This window comes from Hymenobacter caeli (assembly GCF_013294115.1).
GTDB lineage: Bacteria > Bacteroidota > Bacteroidia > Cytophagales > Hymenobacteraceae > Hymenobacter > Hymenobacter caeli.
Map to the genome: position 1 here is coordinate 193,134 of NZ_JABSNP010000006.1, position 20,964 is coordinate 214,097.

General features: G+C 61.7%; 15 protein-coding genes. 2 read left to right on the forward strand and 13 right to left on the reverse strand.

All coding sequences use genetic code 11. The annotated features are described in order from the left end of the window. Positions 1–48: 48 nt before the first annotated feature. On the reverse strand, positions 49–927 hold the full coding sequence (locus HNP98_RS08675; RefSeq protein ID WP_317171072.1) for a glycerophosphodiester phosphodiesterase family protein: 879 nt from the start codon (positions 925–927) through the stop codon (positions 49–51). A 118-nt stretch (positions 928–1,045) separates the two neighbouring features. Here HNP98_RS08675 and HNP98_RS08680 point away from each other — a divergent pair, with 118 nt between their 5' ends. Continuing rightward, positions 1,046–1,657 (forward strand): hypothetical protein, encoded by a 612-nt coding sequence (locus tag HNP98_RS08680; protein WP_173809662.1) that lies wholly within the window; start codon positions 1,046–1,048, stop codon positions 1,655–1,657. A 103-nt stretch (positions 1,658–1,760) separates the two neighbouring features. Here the strand turns inward: HNP98_RS08680 and HNP98_RS08685 are convergent, their stop codons facing one another. From HNP98_RS08685 to HNP98_RS08730, 10 genes are all read right to left on the reverse strand, one after another. After that, positions 1,761–2,033: a PLD nuclease N-terminal domain-containing protein gene (locus HNP98_RS08685; RefSeq protein ID WP_173809663.1), complete on the reverse strand. Its 273-nt coding sequence runs from the start codon at positions 2,031–2,033 to the stop codon at positions 1,761–1,763. 93 nt (positions 2,034–2,126) lie between these two features. After that, on the reverse strand, positions 2,127–2,774 hold the full coding sequence (locus HNP98_RS08690) for a rhomboid family intramembrane serine protease (protein ID WP_317171073.1): 648 nt from the start codon (positions 2,772–2,774) through the stop codon (positions 2,127–2,129). Between the two features lie 6 nt (positions 2,775–2,780). After that, complete coding sequence (locus HNP98_RS08695; protein WP_173809664.1) at positions 2,781–3,743, reverse strand: polyprenyl synthetase family protein; 963 nt, start codon at positions 3,741–3,743, stop codon at positions 2,781–2,783. A gap of 119 nt (positions 3,744–3,862) precedes the next feature. Further along, positions 3,863–6,340 (reverse strand): ribonuclease R, encoded by a 2,478-nt coding sequence (rnr, locus tag HNP98_RS08700; protein ID WP_173809665.1) that lies wholly within the window; start codon positions 6,338–6,340, stop codon positions 3,863–3,865. Positions 6,341–6,662: 322 nt separating this feature from the next. Next, positions 6,663–8,627, reverse strand: coding sequence for an ABC transporter ATP-binding protein (locus tag HNP98_RS08705; RefSeq protein WP_173809709.1), 1,965 nt, complete (start codon positions 8,625–8,627; stop codon positions 6,663–6,665). 98 nt (positions 8,628–8,725) lie between these two features. Beyond that, complete coding sequence (locus HNP98_RS08710; protein ID WP_173809666.1) at positions 8,726–9,382, reverse strand: lipoprotein signal peptidase; 657 nt, start codon at positions 9,380–9,382, stop codon at positions 8,726–8,728. A gap of 167 nt (positions 9,383–9,549) precedes the next feature. Further along, on the reverse strand, positions 9,550–12,999 hold the full coding sequence (ileS, locus tag HNP98_RS08715; protein WP_173809667.1) for an isoleucine--tRNA ligase: 3,450 nt from the start codon (positions 12,997–12,999) through the stop codon (positions 9,550–9,552). Between the two features lie 181 nt (positions 13,000–13,180). Next, positions 13,181–15,613, reverse strand: a complete 2,433-nt coding sequence (locus HNP98_RS08720) for an efflux RND transporter permease subunit (protein ID WP_173809668.1) — start codon at positions 15,611–15,613, stop codon at positions 13,181–13,183. Between the two features lie 118 nt (positions 15,614–15,731). Next, positions 15,732–16,328 carry a transposase gene (locus tag HNP98_RS08725; protein ID WP_173809669.1) on the reverse strand — a complete coding sequence of 199 codons (597 nt, stop codon included), beginning with the start codon at positions 16,326–16,328 and terminating at the stop codon, positions 15,732–15,734. Positions 16,329–16,410: 82 nt separating this feature from the next. Next, positions 16,411–17,922 (reverse strand): glycine--tRNA ligase, encoded by a 1,512-nt coding sequence (locus HNP98_RS08730; protein WP_173809670.1) that lies wholly within the window; start codon positions 17,920–17,922, stop codon positions 16,411–16,413. Between the two features lie 229 nt (positions 17,923–18,151). Here HNP98_RS08730 and HNP98_RS08735 point away from each other — a divergent pair, with 229 nt between their 5' ends. Further along, on the forward strand, positions 18,152–19,555 hold the full coding sequence (locus tag HNP98_RS08735) for an inorganic phosphate transporter (RefSeq protein ID WP_173809671.1): 1,404 nt from the start codon (positions 18,152–18,154) through the stop codon (positions 19,553–19,555). Between the two features lie 139 nt (positions 19,556–19,694). On the opposite strand, the gene HNP98_RS08740 is transcribed toward HNP98_RS08735, so the two are convergent. Both HNP98_RS08740 and HNP98_RS08745 read right to left on the reverse strand, forming a co-directional pair. Beyond that, entirely contained in the window at positions 19,695–20,180 is a 486-nt protein-coding gene (locus HNP98_RS08740) for a hypothetical protein (protein ID WP_173809672.1), read from the reverse strand. A 72-nt stretch (positions 20,181–20,252) separates the two neighbouring features. After that, the gene (locus HNP98_RS08745) at positions 20,253–20,747 is read right to left on the reverse strand and encodes a DUF4385 domain-containing protein (RefSeq protein ID WP_173809673.1); all 495 of its coding nucleotides are present in this window, start codon (positions 20,745–20,747) and stop codon (positions 20,253–20,255) included. Positions 20,748–20,964: the final 217 nt, after the last annotated feature.

Sequence of the window (20,964 nt, forward strand, 5' to 3'; positions counted from 1 at the left end):
TAGACACCGTAACAAACAGTGCGCGTTACACTTTAAAATGTAACATTATTAGCGCACTTCACCCAGCATGGCAATCAAACGGTCGGGGTAATCAGTGGTAATGCCTTCTGCTCCTACCGCTATCATTTGCTGCATCGCAACGGGGGTGTTTACAGTCCAGGGCACCAAGGCCACCCCGGGAAACAAACGCCGTAACTCGGCAACGGCAAGGGCAGTGACACTCTCGTAATCGGGTCCGAAAACGTCGGGTTGGAACCCAAGTTCACGCAAGGCCGCGGGCCAGAGTTGCCCGTCCTCAATCAGAAAGCAGAGGCGCAACCCGGGTACGGCCAGGGCGTAGGCCAGCCGTAGTACCCTGGCATCGAAGCAGAGCAGCGTCGTGCGCGCAAGCACTGCCGCGGCAGAAAGTTCGGCCAGCACCAACGCGAGAAAAGGGCCCGGAGCCGGATGGTACAGCCCGTCGCCGGTGGGGCTGCATTTGATTTCGACGGAGTAGCGGACGGACCGTTGCCCGGCAACGCGGGGAGCCGCTTCAGCGGCGGCCAGCACATCGCGCAACAACGGCTTGGGAGCTGCCGTGGCTTGCTGCTCGGGAAAATCGACTACGGGCAGGCTTCCGCAATCGCACTGCCGGATGGCGGCGTAGGGCAGCCGGTACAGGTTGTGCTGGCGTTCGTGGGGCGGGGCAATGGGGCGGCCATCCTGGTCGCGGCACAGGTGCGCCGCCAGCCAGGGGTCGTGCGATACCACCACTTGGTTGTCGGCGGAGATGACGACGTCCATCTCCAATACGTCAACCCCCAAAGTCAGCGCGTGCAGAAAGGCTGGCAATGTGTTTTCAGGCCGGAGGCCCCGGCAGCCCCGGTGGCCATGCACTTCCGGGCGTTTATATGGGGGCTCCGGACCGTTCATAGTGGAGGTAAACACAATGGGAAATGAAAGAAAAGAAGTTTAAAGAGGTCGGCAGGAAGTAATTTTGGATTGTTGGGCCTGGCATCAGAATGCGCACATTATTTCGCCGCGGCCTTATTTTTTTACTGAAATAATGAGAAAACTATTCCTTTTGATTTTAGTGCTGGCCTTGGGAGCTGGCGCGTACTACTACGCAAAAAGCAAAAAGGACGGGCCAACCGGGGCCCTGGTCCAAGCAGTGGCAGCAGTGCGGGCCCACGACATGGCAAGCTTCGAAAAATTCGTAGACGTAAGCAGCGTCACCTCACACCTCGTTGATAACATGAGCAGCCAAAGTGCCGTGGTAGGGGCGCTGGTACCGGGCGGGGGACTGATGATGGGCGGGGCCCTGCGCCTGCTGAAGCCCACGCTGGCAAAAGCTGCCCGCAAAGAGGTAGCGCACTACGTGGAAACCGGTTCGCTGGAGACGGCGGCCTCCCAACGCCCCGTCAACTTATCCATCTTGGGCCTGGCAGGTAAAGTGGTGAGCCCCGATAGCAAGTTCAGCGGGATTAAATACGCCACGGAGCAAGGCGAGCAGGCGTTAGTGGGGCTAGAGTTCACCCAGCCCCGCTACGACACAACAATGGTAGTGGAAGTGAAAATGCTGCACCGCGGCGACCATTGGCAAATGACCGAAATCACGAACACCGGAGAGTTGCTACGCAACGCTGCCAGCCTGGAGAAGCGGCGCATGTTGAAGTGAGGCGCTTCGCTGACAATTCCTAAACGTAAAAGGAAATTAAGCAGAAGGCCGGCCCGTCATTACAACGGGCCGGCCTTCTGCTTTTGTACAATACACGAGGCTCTTACTTACCTCGGCCAGCGAACAGGTAATAAACAATCAGACCTCCCAAGGGAAAGAAGAAAATGATGGCCGCCCAGAGAATCTTTTTGCCGATGTCCCACGGCTGACGGAAAACATCAAGCAAAGCTAGGACGTCGAGGGCAAGCAATACGTAACCCCAAATGGCCAGGCTGCCGCTGTTGTTGTATCGGCTGCAAGAAGTTGCCAAAAAGAGAAGCGGCATCAGCAGCGTGGCCAGGCGCACACGAGCGAGATTGGGTCGAAAGGTGTTCATTAGCGAAGAGAAAGAGGTGAGTACGGCCTTTCTACGCGCTTAGTAAAGAATGGATATAAATTCTTAGCATTTTAATGCTCAAACAACTTATAGTCAGAACTTTGATTGAATAAATTGTTGTACTTGGACGAAAAATTGGGGGGCAGTACCCGGCAATAGGGCCACGATGACGGCGACCCCAAACAGGGCCCCGTAGAAGTGAGCGTCGTGGTTGATATTGTCGCCCCGGCGGCGGCCCTGGTACCAGGAATAAAACAGGTACAGGAAACCGAACAGGAAGGGCTGGATGGGAAACGGAATGGGGAAGATGATAATGCCCCCGCCGCCCGGGGCCACCGGGAACAGCAGGATGCTGGCAAACACCACGGCCGACACCCCGCCCGAGGCCCCCAGGCTGCGGTAGCGGGCATCGGTGCGGTGGCGCAGGTAGGTGGGCACATCCGACACGATGATGCCGCCCAAGTAGAGCAGTAGGAACCAGCCCAGCCCGGCTCCGGGCCCAAAGCTGCCCGCCAGGGCCCCCAGCACCACGGGCGCAAACGAGTAAAAGGCAAACATGTTGAAGAGCAAATGGCCCCAGTCGGCGTGGAGGAAGCCCGACGTGAGGAAGCGGTACCACTGCCCGCGCCGCGCCATGAGGGCGGGCTCCAGAATCCAGGCTTCCATGAACTCGGGTTTGGAGAAAGCGTAGGCCGACACGAGGACCGTAAGGCCGATAAGAACGAGAACGGGGTTGAACACGGCAGGTTAGTTTTCGCGGTCCATGAGCTGGAGCGCAAGGTGGTGCAGGGGGTACTTACGGGCCTCAGGGGCCCCCACGCGGGCCAGGTGCTGAAGGGCATCCTGGAAGTAATCGTTGATGAGGGCCTCGGTTTGAGAGCGAATGTTCAGCTCGTCGTACACGGCCCGCACGGCGGCCACTTTGGCGGCGGCGTCGGCCACGGGCTGGCCGATGTGCCGGGCCAGCACGGCGCGCTGGGCGGCGCTGGCCTGGGCCTGGGCGGTGAGGAGCAGGTAGGTTTTCTTGTCTGATACGATGTCGCCGCCAACCCGCTTGCCGAAGGTGGCGGCGTCGCCGTACACGTCGAGCAGGTCGTCGCGTATTTGGAAGGCCAAGCCAATGTCGGTGCCGAACTGGCGCAGGTGCTCGGCATCTTCGTCGGGGGCCCCGGCGAGGCGGGCCCCCAGCTCGAGGCAGAAGCCCAGGAGCACGGCCGTTTTCAGGCGAATCATGTCCAAGTACTGCGGGATACCGACGTGGGCTTCGGTTTCAAAGTTCATGTCCCACTGCTGGCCCTCGCACACCTCGGCGGCCGTCTGGCTGAAGCGGCGCAGCACGGTAGGGAGCAACGCCGGGGCCACGTCGAAGAACAGCTCGTAGGCGCGCACCAGCATCACGTCGCCGCTGAGGATGGCCACGTTGGGGTTCCATTTTTCGTGCACCGTGGGCTGGCCGCGGCGCAGCGGGGCCTGGTCCATCAGGTCGTCGTGCAGCAGGGTAAAGTTGTGGAATACCTCGGTGGCCAGGGCGGGCTTAGTGACGGGCCCCAGCTCATCGGTAAAGAGGTGGGCCCCCAGCAGCGTGAGCAGCGGCCGGATACGTTTGCCGCCCAGGCCCATGATGTAGCGGATGGGCTCGTAGAGCGTGTCGGGGGCCTCGCCGTAGTGGAGCTGGGCGAGGGCGGCGGTGATGTGAGCGGGGAGGTCCAAGGGTTCTTTCGCGCGAGGGTTCGCAAGGTGAGAAGTAGGTTTCGCAAAGTTCGTTCTAAAAGAAAGGCCCCGCCGCCTGGGTTGGGCGGCGGGGCTTTTCAGGGGTTGCCGGGGGACGGCTAGCGGCGGCGGTTGCCGCCCTTGGAACCCCCTTTTGAGCCGCCTTTGTGGCCGCCGCCCGCGTGCTCGCGGTAGCCGCGGGGGGCATTCCGCTGGGCCTTGCGCTCCTCGGCTTCGCGGCGCTTCACGTCGTCGGGCCGGTTATCCACGAGGGCGAAGTCGATGGTGCGGTCGAGCAGGTTGGCCGACTTCACCACCACCTCCAACTCGTCGCCGAACTGGATGATGCGCTTGCTGCCGCGGCCCACGATGCGGTAGTTGTCCTTGTCCAGCTCGAAGGTGTCGCCCGGAATGTCGCTCAGGCGCACCATGCCCTCGCACTTATTCGACTCAATCTCGATGTACATGCCGCGCTCCGTGAGGCCCGACACCACGCCCTTGAAGACGTTGCCAACCTCGTCGGCCATGAACTCGACCTGCTTGAACTTGATGCTGGCGCGCTCGGCGTTGGCCGCCAGTTTCTCACGGGCCGACGAGTGCTTGCACTCGTCTTCCACGGGCTCCACGGGCACGTTCTTGCCGCCCAGCAGGTAGTGCTCCAGCAGGCGGTGGGCCATCATGTCGGGGTAGCGGCGGATGGGCGAGGTGAAGTGCGAATAGTGCGCGAAGGCGAGGCCGAAGTGGCCCAACGGCTCGGTGGTGTAAATGGCCTTCGACATGGTGCGGATGGCCAGCCCTTGCAGCACGTTCTGCTCGGGCTTGCCCATCACCTCCTCGCTCAGGGTGTTCATCTCGGTGCTCACCTTTTTAGGGTTGTCGAGCTTGAGGGTGTAGCCAAACTTCTGGGCGAAGAGGGCGAAGTTCTGAAGCCGCTCGGGCTCGGGGGCATCGTGGGTGCGGTACACCATCGTGTAGCGCGGCTTGGTCTTTTTGAGGTTGAACACGAACTCGGCCACCTTGCGGTTGGCCAGCAGCATGAACTCCTCAATGAGCTTGTGCGCGTCCTTGCGCTCCTTCACAAACACGCCGAGGGGCTTGCCGTCGGGGGCCAGGCGGAACTTCACCTCCTGGGTTTCGAAGCTGATGGCCCCCTGCTTGAAGCGCTGGGCATGCAGCTTCTTGGCGATGCCATTGAGCATATTCACCTCCTCGGCGTAGTCGCCCTCGCCGGTTTCGAGCCGCTCCTGGGCTTCCTCGTAAGAGAAGCGGCGGTCGGAATGAATGATGGTTTTGCCAAACCACGACTCGTACAGCTTGCCCGCCTCGTCCAGCTCGAACACGGCCGAGAAGGTCAGCTTGTCCTCGTTGGGCCGCAGCGAGCACAGGCCGTTGGACAGCCGCTCGGGCAGCATCGGAATCACGCGGTCCACGAGGTACACCGACGTGGCGCGGTGCTTGCCCTCGCGCTCCAGCTCGGTGCCGAGGCGCACGTAGTGGGTCACGTCGGCGATGTGGACGCCGATTTCCCAGTTGCCGTTTTCCAGCTTTTCGATGGACAGCGCGTCGTCAAAATCCTTGGCATCGGCCGGGTCGATGGTGAAAGTGGTGATGTTTCGGAAGTCGCGGCGCAGCGCGATTTCCGCCTCGGGAATGGCATCGGCAATGGCTTCCGACTCTTCCTCCACCTCCGACGGGAACTCGAACGGCAGCCCGAACTCGGCCATGATGGCGTTAATCTCGGCCTCGTTGCCGCCCGCCTGGCCGAAGTTGCGCACCACCTCGCCCGTGGGCTGGCGGTGGCCGTCTTCCGGAAATTCGGTGAGGCGCACGAGCACCTTGTCGCCGTTGCGGGCATCGCCGAGGGCGTGCGGCGGCACGAACACGTCGAAGTACATCTTGCGGTTGTCGGGCTTCACGAAGCCCAGCGTACCCTGCACCTGCAGGCGGCCCACCACTTCGGGGCGCTGCCGCTTCAGCACTTCCACCACGTCGCCCACCGGGCGGCCGTCGCGGGCCCCGCGCAGGCGCACCCGCACCACGTCGCCCTGCAAAGCAAATTTGAGCTGGTCGGTGAACACGCGGATGTCGTCGCTGCCCGCCGTTTCGGGCACCACAAAGGCGAAGTTGGCCGTAGCCAAATCCACGGTGCCGATGACGGTGTTGGCGTCGCGGCTGGGCCGCGAGTCGTCGCCCACGTAGTCGAAGCCGGCCTCGCGGCGGCGGTGCACGATGGGGTCCTGGCCAAATTCGGCCACGGACTCGCGGGGAGCGTGCGGCGCGGCAGCCGGTGCTTTAGCCATTTTTCGGCCCTTGGCGGACTTCTCGGCGGCCGGCGCGGCCGAGACATCGGCCAGACGGTACTCGTCGTTCTGGAGCAGCGTAATGGCCCCGAGCTGGCGCAGCTTCTTGAGGTGGCCGAAGATTTCTTCGCGCTGCTGCTTGGTGGTCACGCCCAGGCGGCGCGAGAGTTGGCGGTAGGCCAGCACCTTGGCCGGGTTGTCGGTAAACGCGCGGAGCACCAACTCTTGGGTGATGGGCGCGGGGGCGGCCTCTTCGCGCTTGGCGCGGGCCGGCCGGGGGGGATTCGTTGGTTCCATTTAAAACGTAGGCCGCCAATAAGTGAATTGAGCCGAGGCGGCGGGCGGATAAGGCGGGCAAGGCCCGGCAGTAGGTATATGAAACGCGGCCGTGGCCGCGAGGTTATGAGCGTGGGGTTTTAGTGGCCGTTGGACGAGTATTAGTGGTCTGCTGCTAGTGTCCGTTGCCAGTTACTTGGGGAGGCATCAGGCCGTCATGCTGAGCTTGTCGAAGCATCTCTACCGCTTCTCTGAACGGCTCATATGAAGCAGTAGAGATGCTTCGGCTGCGCTCAGCATGACATTCGAACGACTTCGTTCAGGCAAAACAACCAACAATTAATTAAGCCGCCCGCCCGGCCACTGCCGACCGGATGTCAGCCAGGCTGTCTTTGGGAATGGCGGCCAGCAGGCCTTGGGTGTAGGCATCCTGGGGGTGGGCGTAGATGGCTGCGGCCGGGCCGCTCTCTACGACGCGCCCCTGGTGCATCACCAGCAGCCGGTCGCTCATAAAGCGGGCCACCGACAGGTCGTGGGTAATGAATAAATAGGTGATGCCGAACTCGCGCTTGAGGTCGTTGAGCAGGTTCAGCACCTGCGCCTGCACCGATACATCGAGCGCCGATACCGACTCATCGCACACAATCAGCTTGGGCTGCAAGGCCAGGGCCCTCGCGATGCAAATGCGCTGCCGCTGCCCACCGCTGAACTCGTGCGGGTAGCGGAGGAAGTGCTCCTCGCGCAGCCCCACGATTTGCAGCAGCTCCAGCACCCGCGCCTTTTGCGCGGCCCGGGTACCCCCCACGCCGTGCACCCGCATGGGCTCCCAGATGGCCTCCCCCACCGTCAGCATCGGGTTGAGGGCCGCGTAGGGGTCCTGAAACACCAGCTGGAACTCGCGCCGACGGCGGCGCAACTCCTCGGCCGGCAGCCGGGCCAGGTCGGTGCCTTCAAACAGAATGCGGCCCGCGGTAGGTTCCGTGAGGCGGAGCAGGGCCCGGCCCAGCGTGGTTTTGCCACAGCCCGACTCGCCCACGAGGCCCACCGTTTCGCCGGGGTAGAGCGCGAAGCTCACGTCGTCCACGGCCCGCACCACGGCCTTGGGCTGGAACCAGCCGCTGCGCACCGGGAAATGCACCTGCAAGTTCTCCACCTGCAACAGCGGTACCTCATCCCCCCGGCCCCCTTCTCCCGCGGAGAAGGGGGAGACGAACGATTCTACTTTGCCACCGTTTGGCTCCCCTTTCTCCGCGGGAGAAGGGGGCCGGGGGGATGAGGTGCCGCTAAGTTGTTCCACGCCCGTCCGTAGATGTTCCACGGGGAACGTTTTGGTGGTACCGGAATTATCCCGTAACTGCTGGGCCTCGATTTCGGGCGATGAATCCGTAAGTGCCTCATTCTCCAAGGCCACCACGGGCGCGGGCTGTGCGGTAAGGAGTCCGCTGGCGTCTTCAGCCATGAAATCGGCCACCACGGGGAGCCGTTTCAGGCCCACCGACAGGCGCGGACGGCACGCCAAAAGGCCTTTTGTGTAGGGATGTTGCGGATTTTCGAAAATTTCCAGCACGGGGCCCTGTTCCACGACCTTCCCGCGGTACATGACCAAAATGCGGTCGGCGATTTCGGCCACCACCCCCAGGTCGTGGGTGATAAAGAGCACCGCCGTATCGTGCTGCCGCCGCAGGTCGTCGATGAGGCGCAGCATCCGGGCCTGCACCGTCACGTCGAGGGCCGTGGTGGGCTCGTCGGCGATGAGCAGCGCGGGGCGGCAGGCCATGGCCATGGCAATCATCACGCGCTGCTTCTGGCCCCCGGAAATCTCGTGCGGGTAGCTAGTAAAAATGCCAGCCGGGCGCGGCAGCTGCGCCTCGGCGAACAGCTCAATGGTGCGCTCCCGGGCCTCGGCTTTACTGAGCTTGGTATGCAGCAGCAGGGCCTCGGCCACCTGGGCCCCGCAAGTGAGCACCGGGTTCAGGGAGGTCATCGGCTCCTGAAATATCATGCCGATGTCGTTGCCCCGCACTTTTTGCAGCTGCTTTTCGGACAGGGCCAGCAGGTCTACTTCGCCCAGGGCCCCCGACTGGAACACGGCCGAGCCCGCCACCAGCCGGCCGGGCGGCATCGGAATCAGCCCCAGCAATGCCAGCGACGTGACCGATTTGCCCGAGCCCGACTCCCCTACTATCGCCACCGTTTCGCCCCGGCTCAGCTCAAACGACACGCCATCCACGGCCCGGGTGTGGCCGCGGTGGCTGAGAAAATCAAGCGTGAGGTTGGAAACGGTGAGCAGCGGTTGGGACACGGGCAGCGAAGGCAAGGGAACGGCGGGGCGGAAAAAGCGCGGCAGTACGCGCGGTGGCGGGCAAGAAAAATCCCCGGGGCCGCTGGGGCCCCGGGGACGTGAAGTTAGTGTGCGGCCGGGGCTTCGGCCGTGCCGGGCGCGGGTTGCGGGCTGGCTTCCTCCTGCTGGAAAAACCGGCTTTGGTTGAGCAGAATCAGCGCGACGCCGATGAAGATGGACGAGTCGGCGATGTTGAAAATGGGCCACAGCGACACGTACTTTCCGCCCAGCAGCGGCCACGACTGCGGCAAAAATCCTTCGTAGATGTCGACGTAAATCATGTCAATCACCTGGCCGTGGAACCAGGGCGTGGGGGCCCCAAAGGGAGCGTTCTTGTAGAGCAGGCCGTAGAAAATGGAATCGACCAGGTTGCCCACGGCCCCGCCCAGGATGAGCGCCATGCAGGCAATGAAGCCCGCGGCGGCCCGCTCACGGCACAGCTTCACGATGTACCAGCTCAGGCCCCCCACGGCCAGCAGGCGGAAGCCGCTGAGCAGGATTTTGCCATACGGCGGTGGCAGCTCCACGCCGAAGGCCATGCCCGGATTGAGGGTGTAGTGCAGCTTGAGCCAGTGGCCGAGGAGTGGAATTTCGCCCGGCATGCCGGGTTGCATGTAGGTGTGCACGGCCCACTTCGAGAGCTGGTCGATGCCGATGACCAGCAGGGCCAGCAGGAAGAATTTGAGCGCCGTTTGAGGGCGGGTGGTGCGGGTTGGTTGCATGGCAGCGTGCCGGGAAGTTGCCGAAGCAACGGGGAGCCGGCTTATCGACTTTTTATACCTTTTATAACTGATTTACTGGCCTTTTGGACGGATAAAGACGAGCTTACGGAGCACTTGTGCGGCGTTGGACTCGCTGGGGTTTTGGGGCCCCAGCGAGTCGTTCAACCTCAGCCAGTTGCGATTTCGAGGCGCACGGGTACCGCGAAGTCGTCAAATTCGAGCACCGAGCCACCCGTTACTTCCGGCGCAAAATCGAGCGCCAGGGCCTGGGTTTCGGTGCGGATGTAGTCGCCAAACGCGGCCACGGCGGCCGCCAGGGCGGGCTCCTGGTCGGCCAGCGTCACGCGGATGCGGTCCTGCACTTCCAGGCCCAAGTCTTTGCGCAGGTTTTGGAGGCGGTTCACCAGTTCGCGGGCGAGGCCTTCCTGGCGCAGCGCGTCGGTCAGGGTCACGTCGAGGGCCACGGTCAGGGGCCCGTCGGTGGCCACGAGCCAGCCGGGCAGGTCGTCGGTGCGGATTTCCACGTCGTCGGGTGCCAGGGTGATGGGCTCGCCGTTGACTTCCACGGCGAGGCTTCCCTCCTTCTCCAGCTGCGAAATTTCGGCCGCCGTCATGGCCTGAATCCGGGCCCCTACAGCCTTCAGCCGGGGCCCGTACTGCTGGCCCAGGCGCTTGAAGTTGGGCTTCACCGACTTCACCAGCACGCCGCTTTCATCGGTCAGGAACTCAATGTGCTTCACGTTGATTTCGGCGCAAATCAGGTCCTCCACGAGGCCAACCTGCTCCTTGGTCGAGTCGTTCAGCACCGGCACCAGGATACGCTGCAAGGGCTGGCGCACCTTCAGCACCGACTTTTTGCGCAACGAGTGCGCCAGCGAGCTGATGCGCTGGGCCAGCTCCATGCGCTCCTCAAGGGCCCCGTCGAGGCGGGTGGCGTCGGCTTCGACGAGCAGCGTGAGGTGCACGGATTCGGGGCCCTGGCCGCTGCTCAGGTTGCGGTACAGCCATTCGGCGAAGAACGGCGCGATGGGCGCCATCAACTGCGAAACCGTGGTCAGGCACTCGTGCAGGGTTTCGTAGGCCCCGCGCTTGTCGGTCGTCAACTCGCCCTTCCAGAAGCGGCGGCGCGAGAGGCGCACGTACCAGTTGGAGAGGTGGTCGGTCACGAAATCCTGGATGGCGCGGGCGGCCTTCGTAGGGTCGTAAGTATCTAGCTGGTTGCGCACTTCGCCCACCAGCGACTGCAACTTGCTCAGCACCCAGCGGTCCAGCTCACTCAGCTCGGCGTGCGCCACGCGGTTGTTTTCGTCAATTCCAAACCCGTCGAGGTTGGCGTAGAGGGCGTAGAACGAGTACGTGTTGAAGAGCGTGCCGAAGAAGCGGCGCTGCACCTCCACAATGCCGGCGGGGTCGAACTTGAGGTTGTCCCACGGCGGCGCGTTGGCGATGAGGTACCAGCGGGTGGCATCGGGCCCAAACTGCTTGATGGTGGCAAACGGGTCCACGGCATTACCCTTGCTTTTACTCATCTTCTCGCCGTTCTTATCCAATACTAGACCGTTGGCAATCACGTTCTTGAAGGCCACCGAATCTTCCAGCATCACGGCCAACGCGTGCAGCGTGAAGAACCAGCCGCGGGTTTGGTCCACGCCCTCGGCGATGAAATCGGCGGGGAAGTTCTTGGCAAAAACGTCGGCGTTTTCAATCGGGTAGTGCCACTGCGCATAGGGCACGGCCCCCGAGTCGAACCACACGTCGATGAGGTCCGGCTCGCGGTACATGGGCTGGCCACTGGGCGAAACGAGGAAAATATCGTCCACGTAGGGCCGGTGCAGGTCAATTTTTTGGCTGGTGGCGGTTGGCCGTTGGCCGTTGGCTTTTTCGTTGGGCGAAGCGCCAGCAGCCAATAGCCATTGGCCATCAGCCAAAATATACGGGTTGTGTGTCATGACTTCGGCCGCCACGGCCTTGTCAATCTCCGCGTTCAACTCGGCGATGCTGCCGATGCAGATTTCCTCGGTGCGGTCCTGGGTGCGCCAGATGGGCAGCGGCGTGCCCCAGTAGCGCGAGCGGCTGAGGTTCCAGTCCACCAGGTTCTCCAGCCAGTTGCCGAAGCGGCCGCTGCCGGTGCTTTCGGGCTTCCAGTTGATGGTTTTGTTGAGCTCGATGAGCCGGTCCTTCACCGCCGTGGTCTTGATAAACCACGAATCAAGCGGGTAATAGAGCACCGGCTTGTCGGTGCGCCAGCAGTGCGGGTAGGTGTGCTCGTACTTCTCCACCTTAAAGGCGCGGCCCATTTCCTTGAGGCGGATGCTGAGGTCCACGTCGAGCGAGCGGTAGCCGGCGGCGGTTTCGTCCTGATTGTCGTAGTTCTTCACAAAACGGCCCGCAAACTCGCCCATCTGCGGCACGTAGCGTCCCGTCCGGTCCACGATGGGCCCCAACTTATCTGGGTTGTCTTTTTCAGGCAACATCAGCGCAGGAATGCCGTTGAGCTGCGCGGCCCGAAAGTCGTCCGCGCCGAACGTGGGCGAGATGTGCACGATGCCCGTGCCGTCCTCCGTGGTCACAAAGTCGGCGTTGATAACTCGGAACGCCTTTTCCTCCCCTTCAAAGGGCGTTAGGTCAAATAGACGGTCGTATTTAATGCAGACTAAGTCAGCGCCGGTAAACTCGCCTTCAAGGCGCCACGGCAAGAGCTTATGGTCGCTTTCAGCATATTCTTCCATCGGCGCAACGGCGCCTTTTTCGCTGAAATACCGACCCACTAGGGCCTTAGCCAGCACCACGTGGATGGGCTCGAATGTGTAGGGGTTGAACGTGCTGATGAGTTGGTACGGGATGTTCTTACCCACTGCTAGGCCAGTGTTAGCCGGCAGCGTCCAGGGCGTAGTCGTCCAGGCCAGGATGAATACGTCGGCATCAGGGGCCCCGGCGGCGGTAAACAGCTTCTCCGAAGCCGCGTCGTGCTGCACTTTGAACTGCGCCACCACCGTCGTGTCTTTCACATCCTTGTAGGTGCCGGGCTGGTTCAGCTCGTGCGAGCTGAGGCCGGTGCCGGCGGCGGGCGAGTAGGGCTGGATGGTGTATCCTTTGTAAAGCAAGCCCTTGTCGTAGAGCTTCTTGAGCAGGGCCCAGCAGCTCTCGATGTATTCGGGCTCGAAGGTGACGTAGGGGTGGTCGAGGTCCACCCAGTAGCCCATTTTCTGGGTCAGGTCGTCCCACTGCGCCTTAAAGCGCATGACCGTTTCCTTGCAGCGCTGGTTGTAGTCCTCGATGCTGATTTTGTGGCCGATGTCTTCCTTCGTAATGCCCAGCTCCTTCTCCACTTGCAGCTCGATGGGCAGGCCATGGGTATCCCAGCCGCCCTTGCGGGGCACCTGCTTGCCGAGCATGGTGTGGTAGCGGCAGAAGATGTCCTTCACCGCCCGCGCCATCACGTGGTGGATGCCGGGGGCCCCGTTGGCCGACGGGGGCCCCTCGTAAAACACGAACGTGGGCTGGCCTTCGCGGCTGCTCACGCTCTTCTCAAAAATGTGGTTTTGCTGCCACCAGGCCAGCACGTCCTCCCCTACTTTGGCGTAGTCGAGCGGCTGTTTATATTCAGGGTATTTCATTGGGGTAAGCTGTTAGCTGTCAGCGGTTGGCTGTTAGCCTTTTCTATTAAACTAAAGGCCGTCATGCAGAACGCAGCGCAGCATCTTTCCCGCGGCAGTAAACCGTGGTTAGGGCTTCCAGCAAAGATGCTGTGCTCTGCATGACGGCCTTTGCGCACAACGTTCTTTTTGAATGTTCTATTCAAACCGTTTTTTTAGCCCGCTCCACGCTCAGGCGTTGCAGGTTCTGGTCCATATCGTCGTCTTCCTCGTGGTAGCTGTCGTCGTAGTGGCGGATGGGAGCCTTGCCCGGCATCTGCTCGTTTTTGCCGTGCTCGAAGGTGACGAGCAGCGCCGGCAGCAGCACTAGGTTCGAGAAGTTGGTAATCAGCAGCGAGGCCCCCATGAGCACGCCCAGGGCCTTGGTGCCCCCAAACTCGCTGAAGGCGAAGATGCTAAAGCCGATAAACAGCACGATGCTGGTGTAAATCATGCTCGTACCGGCCTCGCTCAACGTATTGGTGATGGCCTCGCGCACGGTGCGGCCGGTCATGGCCATTTCCTGCCGAAACTTGGCCAGCAGGTGAATGGAGTTATCGCCGTCGATGCCCAGCGCAATCACGTAAATCAGGGCCGTGCTGGGCTTGAGCGCAATGCCGATGTAGCCCATGATGCCGGCCGTGAGCGTGAGCGTGACAATGTTGGGCGTGAGGGCGTAGAAGATGGTGCGGAACGAGCGGAACAGCAGCAGCACCACCAGCGCCACCAGCGCGAAGGCCCACAGCAGGCTCTCTTGCAGCGTGCCAATCACGTACTCGTTGCCCTTCGTGAAAATCACCGTTGTGCCGGTGCGCGTCACCTTCATGCCCGAGCTTTTGAAGATGCGGGCGATGGCCGGCACGATGCGGCGCTGCACCAGCGTGTCGAGCTTGTGCGAACCAATGTCGGCAATTTTCAGGCTGACGCGGGCACTCTGCGAATTGCTGTTCACAAACGAGCGCACGAGCTTGCTGTCGGTGCCCACGCCGGTGCCTTTGGAGTTGGCCAGGTAGCTCAGAACGAAGTTTTTATCCGAGTTATCGGGCAAGCGGTAGAACTGCGGGCTGCCGTTGTAGAACGCCTGGGTGGCGGCTTTGATGAACGTGACGATGCTGATGGGCGGCGACAGCTCGGGCTGGGCCCGCAGGAACTTCTCGAACTGGTCGATTTTCTGGAGGTTGGGTAGCTTGAGCAGGCCGTTGGGCTTGCCCGTATCCACCACAAATTCCAGCGGCATCACCCCGCTGAAGTGGGCCTGGAAAAAATCCAAATCGGTATTAACCGAACTTGACTTGGGCAAGTCATCGACCATGAACGACACCGCCTCAATCTTGCGAATGCCCAGCCCGGCAATAACGACCAGCCCCAGCGCCGCCAGGTACACGGTGCCGCGGCGGTGGAGCACCATGTAATCGAGGAAGTTGATGATGCCCATCAGCGGCTTCGAATCGAGGTGTTCGAGCTGCTTTTCGGTGGGCGGCGGCAGGAAGGTGAACACCGCCGGAATCATGATAAAACTAATGATGAAAGCCACGAAAATGTTGATCGTGGCCACCATCCCAAACTGGTACAGAATGGCAATGTCGGTGAAGGTGAACACCACGAAGCCGATGGCCGTGGTGGTGTTGTTCATCAGCGTGATGAGGCCGATTTTGCGAATAACCCGCGTCATGGCCAGAATCTGGTTGCCCGATTTGCGGTAGTCGTAGTGGTAGCGCGAGAGCAGGTAGGTACAGTTCGGCACCCCAATCACCACCAAAATACTCGGAATCAGGCCCGTGAGCAGGTTGATTTTGTAGCCCAGCAGCACGATGCTGGCAATGCACCACACCATGACGATGGCCACCACCAGCAGCGGGAACACTACCGCCGACCACGTGCGGAAGAACAGGTACAACGTCACGCCCATCACCAGCAGCACCAGCAGGGCGAAGAACTTCATCTCACCGGCCACCTTCGTGGTCATCGTCGAGCGCACGTAGGGCAGGCCGGCGTAGTGCAGCTTGATGCCGGTGGCCTTCTGAAACTGCCCGGCGTGGCCCAGGATGTTGTTCATCACCGCCTGCCGGCGGTTGGAGTTCAGGTAGGCCGGATCGAGGGTCACGGCCAGCAGCGTGGCCCCAGAACGGGGGGCAATAATCTGGCCCTTGTAGAACTCGATGCTGTTCACCACCCGCAGCAGCGAGTCCAGCTCGTGCTGCGTACGGGGCCGGCGCTGGAAGACCGGGGCCGTTACAAACCGCCCCCCGGCCGTATCCTTCTCAATCTGAATGAGGCGCGTGATGCCCAGCACCCCGCTCACGCCCTGCACCTTGGCCAGCGTGTCGGTGAGGTGCTGGTACTGCGCGAAGTTTTTGAGGCCGTACACCGAGCTGTCCTGCATGCCCAGCACGAGGATGTTGCCGTCCTCGCCGAAGGTTTTTTTGAATTGCTGGAAGTACACCATGTCGGGGTCCTTCGGGCTCACCACCTGGGCAAAGTCGTAGGTCATCTCCACGTCCTTGGCCACCCAAGCCATATACAGAGTCGAAACACCGATGAGGCTCAGCAGCCAAACGCGGTACTTGATGATAAAGAGGGCAATGTGTCCCCACATAAGCGTCAGGAAATAAGCGAATAAGTAAAGGTAGGGGCCCCATGTAGAACGGAGTGGCACTCCGTTTTTAACGTTCAGTTAACCCGTTGCTACAGCGGAGCACTACCTCGTATTCATTTTACCAGTCAGGATTCAGGTAAGTATGAGGCCATTGGGTCCAATCATCTACCAACCCGGCCTTCACCGGATTATTCAAAACATACGCGATAATCCGGTCCATTTCGGCGGTATTCCGCACGTAATGGTCGTAGCTCTCCGGCTGCCAAAAGGCATCACCCGTGCCCCCTATCAACTCATTGCAGCGCCGGGCAGTTCGGGCTTTCAACGATTGTAGCACTCGGTAAAACCGCTGGCCATCCGCCCCGATTGGGCTGACCAATAAATGGACGTGGTTTGCCATGATGCAGTAAGCCCACAGCGTGTAGTCGCGGCCGTGCCGAAAATGCAGCGCTTCGGCTACCACCTGCGCCACGGCAGCTTGCCGCAGCCAGGTAGGGCCCCCGCCGCCAGTATCCAGCAGTTGGTCAAATACACCGAAGTAGCGCCGTTGGCGGGCGTGTGTTTGGTCAGGGTCTTCTTGAAAATGCAGTGGCTGAGCGTATTCTTTTTGCAATTGCTCGACGACGGCCAATGGCAGCGAGCCAGCCAGCCGAAAGGTGACAAACAGCGTGGCTCCCGGCGGCATGATGTGCGGCAGGTTACGCTGGTAGTGCATAATTGATCTGTAAAACGGAGTGGCACTCCGTTGCTGTAGAACGTTCAATTAGCCCGGTCCCGGAACGGAGTGCCACTCCGTTTTACAGCTTCTCGAAGATGCGGCGGAAGCTCACGGCTTCCGCGATGTAGGCCCGCAACGCGCTGATGGGCATCCGGGTCTGCTCGCGGGTGTCGCGGTGGCGCACGGTCACGGTGTCGTCTTCCAGCGTTTGGCCGTCCACCACGATGCAGAAGGGCGTGCCGATGAGGTCCTGGCGGGTGTAGCGCTTGCCGATGGCGTCCTTTTCCTCTACGGTCACGCGGAAGTCAAAGCGCAGGTCGTCAAATATTTGCTGGGCTTTTTCGGGCATGCCGTCTTTGCGCACCAGCGGAAAGATGGCGGCCTTGAGGGGGGCCAGGGCCGGGTGCAGCTTCAGGAACGTGCGGGTTTTGGTTTGCTGGGCTTCCCCTTCGCCTTCGATAACGGTTTCTTCGGCAAAGGCCTCGCAGAGCGTGGCCAGGAACAGGCGGTCGGCGCCCACGGAGGTTTCCACCACGAACGGGATGTAGTTGCCGTAGGCCTTGCCGGTGGCGGGGTCCAGGTCGGCGTCGAAGTACTGCTGCTTCTTGCGGCTCAGGTTCTGGTGCTGGGTCAGGTCGAAGTCGCCGCGCGAGTGGATGCCCTCGATTTCCTTGAAGCCGAACGGGAACTCGTACTCAATATCCACGGCGGCCTTGGCGTAGTGGGCCAGCTTGTCGTGGTCGTGGAAGCGCAGCTTCTCCGGGGCCAGGCCCACGGCTTCGTGGAAGCGGCGGCGGGCGGCCTTCCAGGTGTCGTACCACAGCTGCTCGGTGCCGGGGCGCACGAAGAACTGCATCTCCATCTGCTCAAACTCGCGCATCCGGAAGATGAACTGCCGGGCCACAATCTCGTTGCGGAACGCTTTGCCAATCTGGGCGATACCGAACGGCACCTTCTGCCGGGCCGACTTCTGCACGTTCAGAAAATTAACAAAAATGCCCTGGGCCGTTTCGGGCCGCAAGTACACGGGCGGCGCGTCCGAATCCACGGCCGAACCCTGGGTGGAGAACATCAGGTTGAACTGACGCACCTCCGTCCACTTGCCGGTACCCGACACGGGGCACACAATTTTCTCGTCGAGGATGAGCTGGCGCACGCCGGCCAGGTCGTTGGCCGTCAGCCGGCGGCCCATTTCGGCGGTGAGGGCCGCGCCGCGGGCGGGGTCGCCGGCCTTCTCGTACTCGGCGGCTTTTTCCTCCAGCAGCACGTCGGCGCGGTAACGCTTCTTGCTGTCGAGGTTGTCGATGAGCGGGTCGTTGAAGCCCGCCACGTGGCCACTAGCCTCCCAGGTGCGGGGGTCCATGAAAATGGCGGCGTCGAGGCCCACCACGTTGTCGTGCAGCTGCGTCATGGCCTCCCACCACAGGCGCTTGAGGTTGTTCTTCAGCTCCACGCCGTTGGGGCCGTAGTCGTACACGGCGGCCAGGCCGTCGTAAATCTCGGAGGACTGGAACACGAAGCCGTATTCCTTGGCGTGGGCCACGATGTCTTTCAGCTGGGCCGCGTCGGCGGGGGCAGTGGGGTTGCTCATAAGGGGCAAAATTAGCCTGCGGATGCTAAGGGAGTAGTCGGCCGGGGCAAATTGGGGGTGCTGCCAAGGCACTGGCCGGCCGGATTGGGCCCCGCAACAGGCGTTAAATTATGCTTAGTTGGACGAGAAGCCACGCCTAGCAGTCATAATTCGGTAACATAGCCGCGGCCGAATGTCCCGCTACCTTTGGAAAAGATTTCATCCCAAAGTTCCCACCAACCCACCTTATATGTTTGGTTTAGAACCCCATGTGTTGCTGCTGCTGGGCGTGTGCCTGCTGGCCGCCTGCGCGTTCGAGTTCGTCAACGGCTTCCACGACACGGCCAACGCCGTGGCCACGGTCATCTACACCAACACGCTGCGGCCCTGGGTGGCCGTTATCTGGTCGGCGTTCTGGAACTTCATCGGCGTGTTTTCCGGCGGCATCGCCGTGGCCATGGGCATCGTGTATTTGTTGCCCGTCGAGAGCCTCGTGGACCAGAACGTGTACCACGGCATCGCCATGGTGGGGGCCCTCATCCTGGCCGCCATCATCTGGAACGTGGGCACCTGGTACTACGGCCTGCCCTCCAGCTCGTCGCACGCCCTCATCGGCTCCATTTTGGGGGTAGGCATTGCCTTTTCGCTGCTGCCGGGCAGCAAGGGGGCGGCCGTGAACTGGAGCAAGGCCGGCGAAACCGGCCTGGCCCTGATTTCAAGCCCGCTGCTGGGCTTCACCTTCACCATCGGTATGATGTTCCTGCTCAAGCGCTTCGTTAAAAGCAAGGCCATTTTCAAGGAGCCGCACAAGCGCAAGCCCCCGCCCCTCTGGATTCGGCTGCTGCTGGTGGTCACCTGCACGCTGGTGAGCTTCTTCCACGGCTCCAACGACGGACAAAAGGGCGTGGGCCTCATCATGCTCATCCTCATCGGCATCGTGCCCACGGTGTTCGCCCTCAACCAAGGCAAAAACCCGCTCGACCTGCGCCAGTCGCTGGTGCAGGTCGAGTTTGTGATGAACCGCGTGAACCGCGCCGAGCTGGGTCCCGCCGACCAAAAGCTGCTGGCCGAAGTGCAGGCCCAGACCAGCGACCTCGACCGCGTGTTTGCCGGCAAAAACGACAAGGCCCAGCTGCCCAAAGCGGCCGGCTTCGAAATCCGCCGCGACATCCTCCTGCTCGACAACCGCGCCAAAAAGCTGCTCGGCTCGAAAAGCGTCAGCCTCAGCGACGAGAACCGCGCCACCTACGCCGGGGCCATCAAGGAGATGAAAACCTTCACCGACTACGCGCCCTGGTGGGTGCTGCTGGTGGTGTCGTTCTCGCTGGCCTGCGGCACGATGATCGGCTGGCAGCGCATCGTGACCACCATCGGCGAGCGGATTGGCAAGGAGCACCTCAACTACGCCCAGGGGGCCAGCTCCGAACTGGTGGCCGCCGCCATGATTGGCGTGAACACCGCCTTTGGCCTGCCCACCTCCACCACGCACGTACTCTCGTCGGCCATCGCCGGCAGCATGGTGGCCAACCGCGGCATCAAAAACCTGAACCCCCAGATGGTGCGCAACATCGCCCTGGCCTGGGTGCTCACGCTGCCCGTCACGATGGTGCTGGCCGGGGGCCTATTCCTGTTGTTCCGCGCCGTGCTGGGCTAGTCCCGCCGGGCCCCGTCCCTACAACAAAAAAGGTGGCCCTGCGCGGGCCACCTTTTTTGTGGGGTAAAACAGGCTTTTAGAGCGAGTTATCCACTTATCCACAGCAAAAAACCGCTGTTTTGTGGATAACTCAGGGAACTTACTTGGGCCACTGCACTTCCAGCTCGTCGTTGATGAAAACGCCGAAATTGATGAATTGCAGCACGCCCTCGTCGAAGTACAAATCAATCATCGATTGCTCATAGCTCAGGCGCACCTCGCCGCCGTCCATGTTTTCAATTTCGGCGTCGGCCACGCCGTGGCTTTGCATCAGGGCCTGAATTTTTTCGAGCGGCTGGCCCTGGATGATTTCGCCGAACAGGCGCATGTTGGGGTTGTCGGTTTCGATGCAGCTCAGGCGAAAATCGTCTTCGCGGTCGAAGTACAGCGACACTAGGTAGTCCTCCTCGTGATAGACCCACTCCTGGTGCTCAAACTCGTCTTCGTCCTCCGACTCCTCGATTTCCTCGGGCTCGCCCACCAGGGTCCGCACCTCGTCCATGGTGGCCCCGAAGCGCAGCAGGCCCATGCCGGTGCCCAGGGTGATTTCGTTTTCCTCGACGCTGGAGGGCTGAATGGTTGCCATTGGGCTGGTAAGTAAAAGTGATGCGCAAAGGTAAGAACGGGGCGCGGGGCCCCGGCGTTGACCGGCCGCGGGCTACTTGCCGTAGCGGGCCATGAAAGCTTCTTTCTGGCGCAGGTACTCGGGGTGGGTTTTGGCCGCGTCCCACCGCCGGCCGAAGATTTCGGCAGCGGCCACTTTGTCGGGGTCGGGCGCGGCGGTGCGGGGCAGCTCGGCGCGGCCGTGGGCCCCGCTCTGGCCCTTTTTATCGTCGGGCACGGGGCCGGCGTATTTTTTGCCGCCGGCGTGGTTGGCGTAGCGCCGGGCCCGGGTGAAGCCCATCTGCAAAAACTTGCGGGCCATGTCGGCCCCCACGAAATCTTCGGCCTTCAAATACGCCTCGAACAGGCCCCAAATGGCCGCCGACGAAGCCGTGGCCGCCGCCGCGTCTTTGAAGCGCCAGTGGGGCAGGATTTCGGCCTTGTAGGGCTGCACCAGCAGCACGCCCTGCTCGCCGCGGCCCACGCGGTACAGCTCGGGGTGTTGGCGGAAATCGACGGTGGCGAAATCAAGGGTGTAGTCGAACGGCATGGCCGGGCCCGGGCGGGGATAGCGGGGCCCACCGGGTAAATAGCTCCTCGGGTGGCGGGCCCCGGGCCCCCGGGCAGCCTGCTTACGCAAACGGGCCCCGCCGGGCCGGCCGGAACTGAATTTTGGAAGCCGGCCCCGAAGTTTTCCACCTGGATAAATTTTGATTAAATTTTTTTTGAAAAAAATCCCTTTCTATTCTCAGTCATTAGGGACGTTG